This window comes from Azoarcus sp. Soil_N_20, from assembly GCF_057656155.1.
Window position 1 is genome coordinate 44,374 of sequence record NZ_JBDGKX010000014.1, and the last position, 16,344, is coordinate 60,717.

Sequence of the window (16,344 nt, forward strand, 5' to 3'; positions counted from 1 at the left end):
GCCACACAATGTGTCCGTTCAAGATCGACAAGTGTCAGGTAGTGTCTGACTGACGATGAACGATTGTCAAGGAGACCGACATGCGCCCGAACCGGAAATTCCTGCTTCCCCTGCTGCTGACGGCGGCCCTGCTTGCGGGCTGCGGTGTCGTGCCGGCTGATGGCCAGATCGAACTCCTGTGGCCGGAACGGCAATCGATCTTCCGACTCGACGCGGCGCGTACCCGGCTCGAGGTGTTCTCGATCCGCGGCGGCATTACCCCGCTGGGGGCCGTTCCGCTCCCGGCGACCCTGTGCCCCGGTGCGATGGCGCTCGACGCGGCGGAGAACCGGCTATGGCTGTGGAGCGCTCAGGGCGGCGTGGTCATCGACGCGCGCAGCCTGAAGGTGGTGCGCCAATGGCAGTCGGAGACCCACCCGGAGACCGCGGTTCCGGGGCGGGTGAGCATGGTGGCGCTGCAACTCCCCTTCCGCCCGGGCTGCCATTCCAGCGCAAAAACGCTGCATGCAATGCGGGAAGCGCCAACAAAAGATTAACTTGCGGGATCCATCCGGCTCGTCTTTAATGACTAACCAGTCAGTTATTAACAGAACGAGCCGTGATGAATTTCCCCATCGATCAGTGCCCGCAGACCACCGCACGGCACACGCCGGACCGCGTCATCCCCCTCATCAGCGGAAGGTATCCGGATGTCCGCTGAACGCAACGCCCCGCGCCGTCGGCGCAAGGAAGCGCGGCCCCAGGAATTGACCGCGGCCGCGCTGACGCTGTTTGTCGAAAAGGGCTTCGCCGCCACCCGGCTCGATGAAGTCGCCGCGCGGGCAGGCGTTTCCAAGGGAACGCTCTATCTCTACTTCGACAGCAAGGAAGCGCTCTTCCAGGCGGTGATCCGCGAAGGGGTGATCCCGGCGATCGAAGCCGGCGAGGCGATGCTCGCCGGGCAGGCCGACGACCCGGCCACCCTGCTGCGCTTCGTTTTACAAGGTTGGTGGGATCGTATCGGCAGCACCGCCCTCGGCGGCATCCCGAAGCTGATGATGTCTGAGGCCGGCAACTTTCCCGAGGTTGCCCGCTACTACCACGAAGCGGTGATCCAGCGCGGTCTCGCGTTGCTGCGCACCGTGGTCCAGCGCGGCATCGACCAGGGCATTTTTCGTCCGGTCGATCCGGCGCTGATCGGCGCCCTGCTGATCGCCCCGCTGATCCACCTCGCGAACTGGCGCAACTCGTTTGCCGCATGCTGCGACAACGGACTCGACGCGCAGGCCTATGTCGACGCTCACATCGATCTGGTCCTCAACGGGCTCACCGTCCGCCCCGGAGTACCCCAATGAAGCCACTGCCCGCGCTGTATGCGCTGCCACTGCTGCTGTCGCTGTCCGCCTGCTCGCCGCCGCCGGCCACCGCCCCGACCCCCCGTGCGGTGCTGGTGCGCACCGTGGGCGAGGACGTCGGGGCGCCGGTGATGCAGGTCTACACTGGCGAGATCCGCGCCCGTTTCGAAAGCGACCTGGCCTTCAGGCTCGGCGGCAAGCTGATCGAACGCAAGGTGGATGCGGGCGCCCGTGTCAGTCGCGGCCAGGTGCTCGCCCGCCTCGACCCGCAGGATGCCCGCCTCGCAGCGAGTGCGGCCACCGCCCAGGTGGCCGCGGCCGAGGCCGATGCGGCGCTGGCGCGCGCCGAGTTGGCGCGCACCGAAACCCTGCTGGCGAAGAACTTCATCAGTGCTTCCGCGGTGGATACCCGACGCACCGCGATGCAGGCGGCCGCTGCGCGTCTGCGCCAGGCCCGCGCTCAGGCCGCGACCGCGAGCAATCAGACTGCGTACACCGAACTGGCCGCCGACAGCGAGGGCATCGTCACTGCGGTCGTCGCCGAGGCGGGTCAGGTGGTCGCCGCCGGACAGACGGTGTTGCGCCTGGCCCGCCCGGGAGACCGCGAAGTGCTCGTCCACGTGCCCGAGAGCCGGGTGCAGCAGCTTGCACCGGGCGCGCCGGCCGCCGTCCGGCTGTGGCTTGCGCCGGAACAGTCCCGCGCCGGGGTGGTGCGCGAGGTCTCGCCCGCGGCCGATCGTGCGACCCGGACCTATGCGGTACGCGTGAGCATCGCCGACGGTGACGATCTGCCGCTCGGCGCCACCGCCAGCATCGCCCTCGGCAGCGTCGCCCCGCAGCAGAGCGTACTGCCCTTGAATGCGGTTACCCGCCACAACGGCCAGGCATCGGTATGGTTGGTCGATGACGCCGGCGCGGTTGCGCCGCACACGGTCGAGATCGTCGCCTTCCGCGAGGATGGCGCCGTGCTGCGCGGCACGCTCGCGCCGGGAACCCGGGTGGTCGTCGCCGGCGTGCATCAGCTGGTCGCCGGCGAAACCGTGCGTCCGATCGAGGAAGGCAGCGCACCCGCGCTGGATGTAAAGCGATGAAAGCCGACGAGTCGCGCTTCAACATCTCGGGATGGGGCCTGCAGCATCCGGCCCTGGTGCTGTATTTCCTGATCGCACTGACCCTGATCGGGCTGCTCTCCTACACCCGCCTGGGGCAGTCGGAAGATCCGCCATTCACCTTCAAGGCGATGGTGGTACGTGCCGAATGGCCCGGTGCCAGCGCACGCGAGGTGGAACAGCAGGTTACCGACAAGATCGAGAAGAAGTTGCAGGAAGTCGCTCAAGTCTACGTAGTACGCAGTTACTCCAAGCCTGGCGAAGCGCTGGTGTTCTTCCTCGCCAAGGATTCGACCCCGGCACGCGACATGCCGGAGGTCTGGTACCAGGTGCGCAAGAAGGTCGGCGACATCCGCGCCACGCTGCCGACGGGCGTGCAGGGGCCGTACTTCAATGACGAGTTCGGCGACACTTACGGCAACCTGTTCGCCCTGGTCGGCGCCGGCGTGCCGCATGCAGAGCTCAAACGCAACGCGGATGCGATCCGCAACGAGTTGCTGCGGATTCCCGACGTCGCCAAGGTCAGCTTCTTCGGCGAGCAGTCGCAGCGCGTCTTCATTGAACTGTCGAACACCAAGCTCGCCACTTTCGGCCTCGATATTGCCGACATCGCCGGCGCGCTGTCGGCGCAGAACGCCGAGACCGGCGCCGGATTTTTCGAAAGCGCCGACGAGCGCATCTGGTTGCGCACCTCGGGCCAGTTCGACGATCTCGATGCGATTCGCGACACCCTGATCCGGGCTGGCGGACGGGCCTTCCGCCTCGGTGACGTGGCCGAGATCCGGCGCGGGCTGGTCGACCCGCCGGGCGAGCGCATGCGCTTCATGGGCGAGGACGCATTCGGGATCGGGGTGTCGATGCGTGCCGGTGGCGATATCGTCGCGCTCGGTCGCGATCTCGACGCCGCCGTCGGCCGGATCGAGGCCCAGCTGCCGGTGGGCATCCGGCTCGAACGGGTGGCCGACCAGCCGCGGGCGGTGCGCAGCTCGGTCGGCGAGTTCGTCAAGGTCCTGATCGAGGCGGTGGCGATCGTGATGGCGGTGAGCCTGATCTCGCTCGGGCTGCGCACCGGCGTGGTGGTGCTGATCATCATCCCGGTGGTGCTGTCGATCACCTTCGTGTTCATGGATCTGTTCGACATCGGTTTGCACAAGATCTCGCTCGGCGCGCTGATCATTGCGCTCGGCCTGCTGGTCGACGACGCCATCATCGCGGTGGAAATGATGGCGACCAAGATGGAACAGGGCTGGGAGCGCGCCAAGGCAGCGAGTTATGCCTACACCTCGACCGCGATGCCGATGCTGTCGGGCACGCTGGTGACCGCGGCCGGCTTCCTGCCGATCGCCACCGCAGCGTCGAGCACCGGCGAGTACACCCGCTCGATCTTCCAAGTCACGGTGATCGCGCTGTTGGTGTCGTGGGTCGCCGCGGTGCTGTTCGTGCCCTATCTGGGTTTCCACCTGCTGCCGGACTTTCGCAAGCAGAACGGCAAACCGTCGCCGCTCGCACGTCTTGCCGCGCGCGTGTCGCCCGCTCTCGGCCGGCGGTTGGCAGAACGCGCAGCACACCGCCATGAGCAACACGACGAGTTCGCGATCTATCACACGCCCTTCTACACCCGCTTTCGCGCCCTCGTTGACGGCTGCGTGCGCCGGCGCTGGCTGGTGATCGGGCTCACCGTGCTGCTCTTCGGGCTATCGATGGTCGCCTTCGTGCGTCTGGTTCCGCAGCAGTTCTTCCCCGACTCCACCCGGCCGGAGCTGCTGGTCGACCTGCGCCTGGCCGAAGGCGTCTCGCACCGGGCGACCGAGGCTGCGGTGAAGCGCCTCGAAGCCTATCTCGACCGCCAGAACGGAATCGACAACTACGTGGCCTGGCTCGGCGGCGGCAGTCCGCGCTTCTACCTGCCGCTGGATCAGCAACTGGCGCAGACCAACTTTGCCCAGTTCGTGATCCTGACCAAGAACACGGCCGAGCGCGAGGCGCTGCGCGCCAAGTTGATCCGGCTGTTCGAGGACGAACCGTGGCCGCTACAGGCGGCCATCAGTCGCCTCGAGAACGGCCCGCCGGTCGGGTTTCCGGTGCAATACCGGGTAAGCGGACAGGACGCCAGCGAAATGCGTCGCATCGCCCACCAGGTCGCCGATGCGATGCGGCGTAATCCGCAACTCTCCAACGTCCACCTCGACTGGGAGGAGCCGTCGAAGGCCGTGCACCTCAAGATCGACCAGGACAAGGCGCGTCTGCTCGGCGTCTCCAGCCAGGACGTCGCGCAACTGCTCGCCACCTCGCTGCAGGGCACGACCGTGACCCAGTTCCGCGAGGGCAGCGAAACCATCTCGGTGGTGCTGCGCGGCGCCGCGTCCGAACGCGTGCAGCTCGGTCTGCTGCCGGATCTGTCGGTGCCGGTGGCCGACGGCCGCAGCGTGCCGCTGGCCCAGGTCGCAACCGCCGAATACGGCTTCGAGGAGGGCGTGGTGTGGCGCCGCAACCGCATCCCGACCGTGACCGTCCGCGCCACGCTGTATGGCACGACCCAGCCTGCGGTGGTGGTGGGCCAGCTCGCCGCGCCGATCGACGCCATCCGCGGCAGTCTGCCGCTGGGCTATCGGCTGGAAGTCGGCGGCTCGGTCGAGGAGAGTGGCAAGGGCGGCAGCTCGGTCGTGACCGGCGTCCCGCTCTTCGTGCTGGTGGTGCTGACCGTGCTGATGCTGCAACTGCAGAGCTTCTCGCGCACCTTCATGGTGGTGCTGACCGCGCCGCTCGGCATGATCGGCGTCACCGCCTTCCTGCTCGCGTTCGACAAACCCTTCGGCTTCGTCGCCATGCTCGGCACGATCGCCCTGTCGGGCATGATCATGCGCAACTCGGTGATCCTGGTCGACCAGATCGAACAGGACCTGCACGCAGGCCACGCGCCCTGGGAGGCGATCGTGGAATCCACCGTGCGCCGCTTCCGCCCAATCATGCTGACCGCGGCCGCGGCAATCCTGGCGATGATCCCGCTGTCGCGCTCGGCGTTCTTCGGCCCGATGGCGGTGGCGATCATGGGCGGGCTGACCGTGGCCACGCTGTTGACCATGCTGTTCCTGCCCGCGCTTTACGCCGCGTGGTTCCGGGTCAAACCGGCCCCCGGCCCGAGCGCGTCGCCCGCGGCGGTCGCGGGGCGGTGACGAACCATGCTGCTCCCACCGGCCCGTCGCCCCCCACTGCAGGCGTGCGGTGCACCAACTACGCTAGAATACGAAAGTTTTTCGTTTGAACACTTAATACATTAGCGTGTGCTAATATTTCGCCAGGAGTACCTGATGAATTTCGAACAAGCGCGCTTCAACATGGTAGAGCAGCAGATTCGCCCCTGGGAGGTGCTGGATCAGGGCGTGCTCGACCTTCTGATGACCGTCAAGCGCGAGGAATTCGTGCCTTCCGCCAGCCGTTCGCTGGCCTTTGCCGAGGTGGAGATCCCGCTGCCCTGCGGCCAGGTCATGCTCAAACCGGTGATCGAGGCCAAGATCCTGCAATCGCTGCAGCTCCACCGCTCCGACTCGGTCCTCGAAATCGGCGCCGGCTCGGGTTATTTCGCTGCCCTGCTCGCGGCCAAGACCGAGTGGGTGCGCACCATCGACATCGAACCCGAACTGGTGAAGCTCGCATCCGCCAACCTCGCCCGCAACGGCGTCGACAACGTGATCGTCGAGGAAGGCGATGCCGCCCAGGGCTGGGCGGAGCGTGCGCCTTACGACGTGATCGTGGTCTCCGGCGGCCTGCCCTTCGTGCCGCAGTCGCTGCTCGCGCAACTGAAGGTCGGCGGTCGCCTGTTTGCCTTCGTCGGCGAAGCGCCGGTGATGAAGGCGCGCCTGGTGAGCTGCGAGTCCGAAGGCCGTTTCCGCACCGAGGACATCTTTGAAACCATGGTGCCGATGCTGCGCAATGCGGCACGTCACGACAGCTTCAGCTTCTGACCGATCGCCATGCGCCAGATATCTCCCGTAGAACTTGCCGAGTGGCTCGATGACCCGCGGCGCCCGGCGCCGCTGCTGCTCGATGTGCGCGAACCCTGGGAGTTCCAGCTCTGTCACATCGAGGGCTCGCAAGCGATACCGATGGGCGCGGTTCCCGCCCGCAGCAACGAACTCGACCCCGAGCGCGAGATCGTGGTGATCTGTCATCATGGTGGCCGCAGTGCGCAGGTTGCGATGTTTCTCGAACGTCAGGGCTTCGGCAAGGTGATCAACCTTGCCGGCGGTGTGAACGAATGGTCCGCCCGGGTCGATCCACAAATGCCCCAGTACTGAGAACCACGGAGAACCCGATGAAGCGAGTGATTGCGGTATGTCTTTCCAGCCTGGTTGCGGGCGGCGCGTTCGCTGCCGACCTGATGCAGGTGTACCGTGATGCGCTCGCCAACGACGCGGTGTTCTCGGCCGCCCGCGCCCAGCTCGAGGCCGGGCAGGAAAGGGTGGTGCAGGGCCGCGCCGGGCTGTTGCCCACGATCGATGCCTCGGCCAATACGACCTGGAACGAGCTGGACTCGGACGACGCGTTCGGCATCCAGCGCGATAGCCGGTTCAACAGCAACGGCTATGCCGTGCAGCTCACCCAGCCGCTGTTCCGGTGGCAGAACTGGGTGCAGTACAAGCAGGGTGAACTGCAGACCGCCCTTGCCGGCAGCCAGTTTGATCTGGCGCGGCAGGATCTTGTCCTGCGCGCGGCCGACGCCTACTTCAACGTGCTCAATGCGCAGGATGCGCTGGAGGCGGTCAGTCAGTTGCGCACGGCGGCGGCCGAGCAGCTGGAGATCTCCAAGACCAGTTTCGAAGTCGGCACGGTGACGATCACCGACGTCCACGAAGCGCAGTCCCGTTTCGATCTTGCCTCGGCGCAGGAGATCGCGGCGCAGAACGAGCTCGACGTGCGTCGCCAGACCCTCGCCCAGGTCATCGGCAAGGAGCCCGAGCCGCTTGCCCGGCTGCGTCCGGGCGTGGCGCTGCAGCGGCCTCAGCCCGACAACATCGGCGAATGGGTGGTTGCGGCCGAGCAAGGCAGCATCGGGGTGCAGGCGCAGCAACTGACACGCGAGATCGCCATCCGCGAAGTCGAGCGCGCGCGCGCCGGACATCTGCCCACCGTCGACCTCGTCGCCACCCACGCGCTCAGCAAGCGCCCCACGAACCAGATCGGGCGCAGCGAGAGCACGGCCATCGGTCTGCGCCTCAACGTGCCGCTCTTTCAGGGCGGCGGCATTTCCTCGCGCGAACGTGAAGCGGCCGCGCTCAAGCTCAAGGCCGACGCCGACCTCGAAGACGCCCGCCGCAGCGCCGCCCTCGCCGCCCGCCAGTCCTATCTTGGCGTGACCAGCGGCATGGCCCAGGTTCGGGCACTGGAAGCGGCCAGAATTTCGTCGATCTCCGCGCTCGATGCCAACAAGCTCGGCTACGAAGTCGGCGTACGGATCAACATCGACGTGCTCAACGCCCAGAGCCAGCTTGCCGATACCCTGCAGCGCCTGTCCCGCGCGCGCTACGACACCCTGCTTGCCCAACTGCGCCTGAAGGCGGCCGCCGGCACGCTGGGAGAAGACGACGTGCAGGCGATCAACGCGCTCCTCATCGATCAGTAGCGCCCGCGTCGGTAGCACCGTCGGCCGACGGGCCCGGCGCCTGTCCGCCGCGGCCACCACAACCCATCCTGCTCCAGCCAGGCCCCGCTCAGGCGGCACCCCGTCCCATTGCCATCCGGTAGATCAGCGGAATCGCAAACAGGGTGAGCACGGTGGAGAATCCGAGCCCCCAGACGATGCTCGCCGCCACCGGCCCCCACATCAGCGACTTCCCACCCAGGCCGATGGCAAGTGACAGCAGCCCGCCGATCGTGGTCGTCGAGGTGATCAGGATCGGCACCACGCGGCGGCGCCCGGCGTAGATCGCGGCATGGTGCACGCTCATGCCCGCGGCGCGGCGCTCGTTGGCGGCATCGATCAGCACGATGGCCGAATTGACCGCAATGCCGGTCAGGGCGATGACGCCGTAAAGCGTATAGAGCGACAGCGGATTGCCCGAGATCAGCAGGCCGAGCACCACCCCGGTGAAGGCGAGCGGCACGGTCACCAGGATGATGAACGGCTGCCAGTAGCTGCGGAACTGGGTCGCGAGGATCAGGTAGATCAGGCCCACGCCGAGCGCAAACAGCTTGCTCATCGAATCGATGCTTTCCTGGATATCCTCGAGCTCGCCCGAGTAGTCCAGCTCGACCGACGGATACTGTGCCCGCATCGCGGCCCATGCCGTCTTCAGACGCTCGTTCGCGCTCACGGTGTCGATCTGCGCCTTGTCGATCTCGGCCTCGACGGTGATCGCACGGGTCAGCTGGTAGTGACGGATGTAGCCCTTGGACAAACGGATCTGGTGATCCACCAGTCCGCCAAGATGCACGCTGCTGCCGTCGTCCAGCTGCACCGGTCGCTGCAGAAACTCGGCGATGTCGTTCAGCGCCTCGGGCCGGGCGCGTACCACGACCTCGACCTTTTCGCCGCCGTCGCGCGTGGTGGCGACCATTTCGCCCTCGCCATACAGGCGCAGCAGGCGCGACACCTCGCCGGCGCTGACCCCCGCCCGTGACAGCTTCTCGCGGTTCAGCACCAGGCGCAGTTCGCTCCGGCCGGGCATATCGTCGTCGGTAATGTCGTGCACGCCCGGCAGCTTCGCCACTTCGGCGAGCAGCGCATCGGCCGCCGCCCGCAGCTGGGCGTAGTCGTCGGACTTGACCTTGATGCTGATCGGCCGCGCCGTCGGCGGGCCGCCCTTGAGCTCGAGGAAGGAAAAACGGGCCTCGCCGCCGAGGGCCTCGATCTGCGGACGCAGGCCGGCAATGATCTCGGCGGTATCCCGCATGTCCCCCTTTCGCGGCAATAGCGAAACCAGCACCTGCCCGTACTGATCGCCGTAGACCGGCTCGGTGTCGGTGAACTTGATCCCGGCATAGCTGGTCACCGCCCGCAGTTCGGCGCCATCCAGTGCCGACTCCACCACCTTGAGCGCGCGGTTCGTCTCCGCGAGGGAGCGCTCCAGGGTGACGCCGGGAGGCAGATCCACGCTGACGTAGAACAGCCGCATCGAATCGAAGGCGAAAAACTCCACCTTCACCAAGCCTGCACCCAGCGCGCCCCCCGCTCCCGCCATCACCAGCAGGAGCGCGGCCAGCGTCCGCTTCGGCCGCCGCAGCACGAACACCAGGGCTTGCGAGTACTTGACCCGCACCCGGTGGGTAAACCGTTCGCGTAGCTCCTGCGCCCGACTGCGTCGGGCCGCGTCGGGGCGCAGTGCAAGGACGTGGGTGGGCAGGATCCAGAAGGCCTCGAACAGGCTCACCAGCAAACCGACCGTCACCACGAAGGGCACGATGAACATGAACTTGCCCAGGATGCCGGGCAGCAACATCAGCGGCAAGAAGGCCGCGATCGTGGTCAGCACCGAGGCGAGCACCGGCAGCCCTACCTCGGCCACGGCGGCCGTCACCGCGTCATGCGCGGGCTCACCGCGCTGCAGACGGTAATAGATCGCCTCGACGATCACCACCGCGTCATCCACCAGCATGCCGAGGGCGATCACCACGCCCAGCAGCACGGTGAGATTGAGCGTGGAATCGATCAGATCGACCGCAATGAAGGTACCGGCGAGCGCAAACGGCACCCCGATCCCGACCAGCAGGGCGAGTCGCGAACCGAGAAAGATCCAGCACATGCCCAACACCGCGATCAGGCCGAATACCGCGTTCGACTCCATGATGCCGATCGCACTGCGGGTGGCATGGGTCTGATCGTCGACCAGGGCGAGCTGCAGCCCCTGCGCCGCCAGCAATACATTGCGGTCGGCCACGAAGCCGCCGAGGCGCTCGACCAGTTCCAGCGTGTTGGCACGGGCATCCTTGGTGATCGACAGCATCACGGCACGGCGATCGTGGTAGCTCACCAGTTGGGTGGCGCGCTCGTGTCCGCGCTCGACGGTGGCGATCTCGTCCAGCGTCACCCGGCCCTGTGGTGTCACCACGGCGGCGCCGGCCAGCACTTCGGGATCCGCGGTCTTGCCTTCGATGCGCACCAGCCACTCGCGATCCTGCACCGGAATCCGCCCACCCAGCGTGTTGCGGAACCACGCCCCCACCGCGTCGGCGACCTCGAGCGGCGACAAACCCGCCGCAGCCACCCGGGCCGAATCGAAATTCACCTGCAGTTGCGGATCATCGAAACCCGCCGCGATCACCTGATCGACCCCACTGACCCGCTCGAGATCCTTCTTGACCTCGAAGGCGGTCGAGCGCAAGGCTTCGCCGCTGTTACCGTACAGCACCAGGATCGCGGTCGGAAATCCGTTCGACGAGGTGATCTCGAGCACCTGCGGATCGTTCGCATCGGGAGGCAGTTCGGCTGCGGCCTTGTTCTGGATCTCGCGTCGCAAGTCGTTGATCCGCTTGTCGAAGGTGCGCTCCCCGACCTCTTCGAAACGCACCAGAATGGACGACACCGACTCCCGGCTCGACGAGGACACAAAGCGGATGTCCTTGACCTGCTTGATCGCGTCTTCGAGCGGCCCGGTCAATTCACGCTCCACGTCCTCGGCGGACGCGCCCGGCAGGGTGGTCACGATGCTGACCCAGTTGAAGTTGATCTCAGGGTCCTGCGCGCGCGGCATGGTCAGATAGCTGAACACGCCCCCCAGCAGGACGAGTAGGAAGGTGATGTTCGCCAGCGGGTGATTGTCGATCAGCCGCTGGTAAAGACCGCTCACTGCGCGCTCCGGTTCAGGGTCAGGGCAAAGCGCCCCTCATCGATCACCCGGGTATCGGGAGGCAGGTCGATCGCGGCCGCGCGTCCGGCCTGCGCCTCGGGCAAGGCGACGAAGACCGGCCGCCCGTCGCGTTCCACATAGACCCCCTGGACCCCGCCATCCTGCTGCAGGTAAGTGGGCGGCAGGTGTGGCGTCGCACTTCGCCACCGCAACTCTCCGGCCAGACCGGGAGGAAGGGCGGCATCGGCGATCAGCAGCACCTCACGCGCCTGACCGGCCCGCTCCACCAGGGGCGAAATGCGCTCCATGCGCAGCCGATGCACGGCCCCGCCGGCATGCAGCACCCACTCCTTGGCCGCCTGCAGCCCGGCAATCTGATCCTCCGGAACGCGCGCCCGCACTTCGGCATCGGCGGTTGCCGAAAAAGTCAGCAGTGCCGAGCCGGGTGCGGCCAGATCGCCGACATTGGCCAGCCGGTCGCGCACCACGCCAGCATAGGGCGCGCGGACCACGGTGCGCTCCAGCGCGAGCCGGGCCGCACGCAACGCAGCCCGCGCCGCATCGCGCTCGCTGCCGAGCACGGCGAGTTCGGTTTCCTTGATCCGCAGACCGTCAGCGCTGATGAAGCCCTTGCCCGCGAGCGCGCGCGATTGCGACAACTGAACCTCGGCCAGCCGGATCCGGTTGTCCACCAGTTCGGCCTGCGCGCGGGCACGCTCGACATCGATGCGGTAAGTCGCGTCGTCGAGGCGGACCAGTTCGGCCCCTTTTTCAACCGCCTGCCCCTGGCGTACCGGCATCGCGACGACCCGCGCGCTGACCTCGGCGGCGAGCTTGGCCTCGTCGCGCGCCAGCACACTCGCCGGTGCCCGGAACTCCGGAAAGAGCGCAATCTCGGCCAGCGGACGAGTGGTCCAGTCGGCCGCGAAGGCAAGTGACGACAGGCAGAACAGCAGGGCAGGCAGGCACTTCATCGGGCTCGTTCCGAAAACGGCAGACTACGGAGGAGAAGGCGGGAAAGGCGGCTCATCGCAGCTGCAGCCAGCCGGACGCCGACGCTCAGGCGTCGTTCAGCACCTGAAAGGACAGGGTCGGTGCGGTGAAGTCATCGGGCGTTGCGCCCAGACCGATCTCGCCCCGTCCATGCAGCATGCAGCTGTCGCGCTTGAGCATCACCGGCGCACCGGCCCCGGCAAAATTCACCCAGGTGCCGTTGCTGCTGAAATCGCTCAGCACGCACTGCCCGCCTGTCCATTCGATGCGCGCATGACGGCGCGAGACCCGCGGATCGTTGATCACGAAGCCGGCCTCGTCGCCGCGCCCGATCACCAGGGGGCCGTCGGACGAGAGCAGCTGAAGGTGCTGGTCGAGCAGATCGAGATCGAGGCGCTGGACCAGCGCGGCACGGGTGCGTGCCTCGAGCATTTCCATCGGAATGGTGAGGGTGGTCTCCGCGGTGCGCGCCCAATCGATGCGCCACACCCGCAGCGGCTCGGTCTTGCCCTTGACCACGATACGGTCGAGGCTACTGCATGACAGACGCTGGACATCGGGCAGGCGGCGGAATACGGCCTCGCCGATCAGGATCTCGTTGGCCTCGGCCCGATCGCTCAGGCGCGATGCGACATTGACCGCATCGCCGTAGCAATCGCCATCCTGCTCGATGATCGGCCCGTGCTCGACGCCGATCTTGAAGCCGAGCGGCGCATGACGGAACTGTTCGGTGTTGAGGTCGTGGAGGATGTCGCGGGTTCGGATACAGGCCTCGATCGCGGCAACGGTATCGTCGAACATGACCAGAACCCCGTCGCCGAGGTATTTCACGACATACCCGCCTGCCCGCGAAAAATGCGCCCCGAGCGCCTGCGTGCAGCGGGTGACGACATGGGTCGCCACCACGTTACCCGCAGATTCGAACAGGCCGGTACTGCCGGTCAGATCGGCAAACACCACCGTTTTTCCCGCTTGCTCCACAAGCCTCCTCGCCCTATTCGTATGACTGCACCAGAACCGCGCCGCTCCGTGACAAAAGTCACTTGACGTCGACTGCGATCGTAGCATTACCGTCGATAGACGTCATCGGTCGTGATGCGGCCCCGCACGTCGCTACCTGTCGTGTCCGGGGGTGATATGACCGGGATGCCGGAAGCAGTCGGTGGTGTGATCATTCACCATCCCCACGGCCTGCATGAAGGCATAGCAAATGGTCGGCCCCACGAACTTGAACCCCCGCGCCCGCAGCGCCTTGCTCATCGCCTCGGAGGCAGGGGTGCGGGCGGGCACTTCGGCCAGCGAGCGCCAGACATTGACCCGGGGTTCGCCGCCGACGAACTGCCACAGCCACTCGACCGGATCCACCCCTTCCGCCTCGAGCGCCAGCCATGCCCGCGCGTTGCTGACCGCCGCCTCGATCTTGGCACGGTTGCGGATGATACCGGGATCGGACATCAGTGCGGCGCGCTTCGCGTCGTCCCAGCGCACGATCAGGGCCGGGTCGAAGCCATCGAACACCTCCCGGTAGCGCGCACGTTTTCTCAGCACCGTGATCCACGACAGGCCGGCCTGGGCCCCGTCGAGCACCAGCGCCTCGAACAGCGCGCGCGCGTCGCGCACCGGAACGCCCCATTCGCGATCGTGATAGTCGATATACAGCGGATCGTCCGACACCCAGGCACAACGCGTGTTCATGACAGATCTCCCAGCGCCGCGGCGAGCATCGGCGCCACGCTCACTGCATTGCTCGGATGGGCGATGCAATCGGTACTCCACACTGCGCCGACGCCGGCCCCCAGTACGGTCTGCAGGGCCCCCTCGGCGAACAGCGCATGGGTGACCGCCACATCGACCGATGCGGCACCGGCTGCCAGCAAGCGTTCGGCCGCGCGCGCCAGGGTCTGCCCGCTGCTCGCCACATCGTCGATCAGCACCACCTCGCGTCCGGCCACCGCCAGCTCCGGCAGGGCGATGTCGACCTCCCGATCGCCATGGCGCTGCTTGGCGCACACCGCATACTCGAAGCCGTGCCGTGCGGCGGCAGCGGCCACCCACTGCGCCGCCTCGGCGTCGGGCCCGATCAGCACCGCACCCGGACGGCGCGCGGCAATGAACTCGGCGAGCAGGGGCGCCGCCGACAGCGCGATCGCGTGCTGCGCCGGAACGGCATCGGACAGTCGGGTCACGCGGTGCAGGTGCGGATCCACGGTGATCACCGCATCGAACAAGGACGCGAGAAAACGGCCGATCACCCGTTGGCTGACCGCTTCACCCGGCGCAAACGCCATGTCCTGCCGCATGTAGGCCAGATAGGGCGCAACGAGGCCGAGGCGCCGCGCCCCCAGGGTGCGCGCCGTGTGTGCGACCAGCAGCAGCTCGACCAGTTTCTCGTCGGGCGCATTGAGCCCGCGCAACAGCACCACCCGCGCGGGCAGCGCCGGCGGCAGCTGCAGCTTGAGCTCACCATCGGGAAAACGATGACGCTGCACCAACACCGCGCCCATCCCCGCCGCATCGGCAATCCGCCGGGCGAGCCGTTGCTCGTCCTCGAAGTACAACAGCAAACCATCCATGCTCGGAACCCCCTTAACGGCGCGGACTGCCGTCCGCCAAACCGCTGCCGCGACCATCCCGTTGCGGACGCACGGGGCACAGCGGGCCGGATCGGCACCCGGCGCCCCGTCCATCCAGAATGCCTAGCCTACACCCGCGCGCTCGCGCGAGCACGGTGCGGGCGCGGCCGCCATCGACGAGCGCGATGCGATTCGGGCTCGCACTGCCCCGCCGCATCGCGTAGCATCGCAGCCCTCTCCCGTCGCACCATTGCTCACCATGCGTCTTGCGCCCGCCCGCGCCTGCGGAATCGATTTTGGCACCTCCAACTCCACCGTCGGCTGGCTGCGCCCCGGTGCCGCCACCCTGCTCGCGCTCGAGGGCGACAGGCCGACCCTGCCTTCGGCGGTGTTCTTCAACGCCGACGAAGACACCACCTGCTTCGGCCGCGAGGCGCTCGCCGAATACCTCGACGGCTACGAGGGGCGCCTGATGCGCGCGCTCAAGAGCCTGCTCGGCAGCAGCCTGATCGACGGCCATACCGAAGTCCACGGCCGCGCCTTGCCTTTCCGCCAGCTCCTGGCCAGCTTCATCGGCGAACTCAAGCTGCGCGCCGAGACTCGGGCCGGACGCCCGTTCGATCATGCGGTGTTCGGTCGCCCGGTGCACTTCGTCGATGATAACGACGAATCCGACCGCAAGGCGCAGGACACCCTGGAGGCGATCGCACGGCAGGTGGGCTTTCGCGAGGTGAGCTTCGAGTTCGAGCCGATCGGCGCCGCACTGCATTACGAGAACTCGCTCGAGCGCGAGGAGCTGGTGCTGGTCGCGGACATCGGCGGCGGCACCGCCGACTTCTCGCTGGTACGCCTGTCGCCGGAGCGCGCCCAGGCCGAGGATCGCCGCGAAGACCTGCTCGGCAACGCCGGGGTGCATATCGGCGGCACCGACTTCGACCGCGCGCTCAGCCTCGAATGCGTGATGCCGCTGCTCGGCTATCGCGGGAAAATGAAGAACGGCGCCGAGATCCCGTCGAGCATCTTCTTTCAGCTCGCCACCTGGCACACGATCAATTTTGCCTACAGCCGGCAGGTCAGCGCCGACCTGCAGCACATCTATCGCGACGCGACCGCACGCGAGGAACTCGATCGCCTGTCACGCCTGATCAGCCGCCGCGAGGGGCACTGGCTGGCGCTGCAGGTCGAACAGGCGAAGATCGATCTGTCGGCAAGCGCCGAGGCCACCCTGCTGCTGGACAGGCTGGAACCCGGCCTGAGTCACGCCATCACCCGCGAGGCCTTCACCCTCGCCACCCGTGTGCTGGTCGACCGGGTCGCCGCGACCGTGAGCACCCTCCTCGACCAGTCGGGGGTGGCGCGGGATCGAGTCGATACGGTGTACTTCACCGGCGGTGCGAGCGGCGTGGCGCAATTGCGCACGCGCATCGCTGCCGAGCTGCCGCAGGCACGCAGTGTGGAAGGAGATCTGTACGGGAGCATCGGGGCCGGGCTGGCGGTCCAGGCGGCACGGCGCTACGGCTGAACCGGGCTGGCACCCGGCCACGGCATCTCC

The 16,344-nt window shown here is 67.1% G+C and carries 13 protein-coding genes; 8 read left to right on the forward strand and 5 right to left on the reverse strand.

Translation table 11 applies throughout. The features are described from left to right. Positions 1–80 precede the first annotated feature (80 nt). The 7 genes from AC3A35_RS22150 (at position 81) to AC3A35_RS22180 (ending at position 8,063) form a co-directional block, all read left to right on the forward strand. Positions 81–536 (forward strand): hypothetical protein, encoded by a 456-nt coding sequence (locus AC3A35_RS22150; protein ID WP_487438571.1) that lies wholly within the window; start codon positions 81–83, stop codon positions 534–536. A gap of 153 nt (positions 537–689) precedes the next feature. Beyond that, positions 690–1,334 carry a TetR/AcrR family transcriptional regulator gene (locus tag AC3A35_RS22155; protein ID WP_487438572.1) on the forward strand — a complete coding sequence of 215 codons (645 nt, stop codon included), beginning with the start codon at positions 690–692 and terminating at the stop codon, positions 1,332–1,334. Next, positions 1,331–2,425: an efflux RND transporter periplasmic adaptor subunit gene (locus AC3A35_RS22160; RefSeq protein WP_487438573.1), complete on the forward strand. Its 1,095-nt coding sequence runs from the start codon at positions 1,331–1,333 to the stop codon at positions 2,423–2,425. The genes AC3A35_RS22155 and AC3A35_RS22160 overlap by 4 nt, the downstream gene beginning before the upstream one ends. Beyond that, on the forward strand, positions 2,422–5,616 hold the full coding sequence (locus AC3A35_RS22165) for an efflux RND transporter permease subunit (RefSeq protein WP_487438574.1): 3,195 nt from the start codon (positions 2,422–2,424) through the stop codon (positions 5,614–5,616). The genes AC3A35_RS22160 and AC3A35_RS22165 overlap by 4 nt, the downstream gene beginning before the upstream one ends. 135 nt (positions 5,617–5,751) lie before the next feature. Next, positions 5,752–6,405 (forward strand): protein-L-isoaspartate O-methyltransferase family protein, encoded by a 654-nt coding sequence (locus AC3A35_RS22170; RefSeq protein ID WP_487438575.1) that lies wholly within the window; start codon positions 5,752–5,754, stop codon positions 6,403–6,405. 9 nt (positions 6,406–6,414) lie between these two features. Then, a complete protein-coding gene (locus tag AC3A35_RS22175; protein WP_487438576.1) occupies positions 6,415–6,738 on the forward strand; it encodes a rhodanese-like domain-containing protein in 324 nt (107 codons plus the stop codon). A gap of 17 nt (positions 6,739–6,755) precedes the next feature. Further along, positions 6,756–8,063 (forward strand): TolC family outer membrane protein, encoded by a 1,308-nt coding sequence (locus AC3A35_RS22180; protein WP_487438577.1) that lies wholly within the window; start codon positions 6,756–6,758, stop codon positions 8,061–8,063. Between the two features lie 88 nt (positions 8,064–8,151). On the opposite strand, the gene AC3A35_RS22185 is transcribed toward AC3A35_RS22180, so the two are convergent. The 5 genes from AC3A35_RS22185 to AC3A35_RS22205 form a co-directional block, all read right to left on the reverse strand. Continuing rightward, positions 8,152–11,226: an efflux RND transporter permease subunit gene (locus AC3A35_RS22185; RefSeq protein ID WP_487438578.1), complete on the reverse strand. Its 3,075-nt coding sequence runs from the start codon at positions 11,224–11,226 to the stop codon at positions 8,152–8,154. Further along, positions 11,223–12,200: an efflux RND transporter periplasmic adaptor subunit gene (locus AC3A35_RS22190; protein ID WP_487438579.1), complete on the reverse strand. Its 978-nt coding sequence runs from the start codon at positions 12,198–12,200 to the stop codon at positions 11,223–11,225. The genes AC3A35_RS22185 and AC3A35_RS22190 overlap by 4 nt, the downstream gene beginning before the upstream one ends. 85 nt (positions 12,201–12,285) lie before the next feature. Continuing rightward, positions 12,286–13,200 (reverse strand): FHA domain-containing protein, encoded by a 915-nt coding sequence (locus tag AC3A35_RS22195; RefSeq protein WP_487438581.1) that lies wholly within the window; start codon positions 13,198–13,200, stop codon positions 12,286–12,288. 132 nt (positions 13,201–13,332) lie between these two features. Continuing rightward, positions 13,333–13,914 (reverse strand): DNA-3-methyladenine glycosylase I, encoded by a 582-nt coding sequence (locus AC3A35_RS22200; protein WP_487438582.1) that lies wholly within the window; start codon positions 13,912–13,914, stop codon positions 13,333–13,335. Then, positions 13,911–14,792, reverse strand: a complete 882-nt coding sequence (locus AC3A35_RS22205) for a ribose-phosphate diphosphokinase (protein ID WP_487438584.1) — start codon at positions 14,790–14,792, stop codon at positions 13,911–13,913. The genes AC3A35_RS22200 and AC3A35_RS22205 overlap by 4 nt, the downstream gene beginning before the upstream one ends. 259 nt (positions 14,793–15,051) lie before the next feature. Here AC3A35_RS22205 and AC3A35_RS22210 point away from each other — a divergent pair, with 259 nt between their 5' ends. After that, the gene (locus AC3A35_RS22210) at positions 15,052–16,314 is read left to right on the forward strand and encodes an Hsp70 family protein (protein ID WP_487438585.1); all 1,263 of its coding nucleotides are present in this window, start codon (positions 15,052–15,054) and stop codon (positions 16,312–16,314) included. Positions 16,315–16,344: the final 30 nt, after the last annotated feature.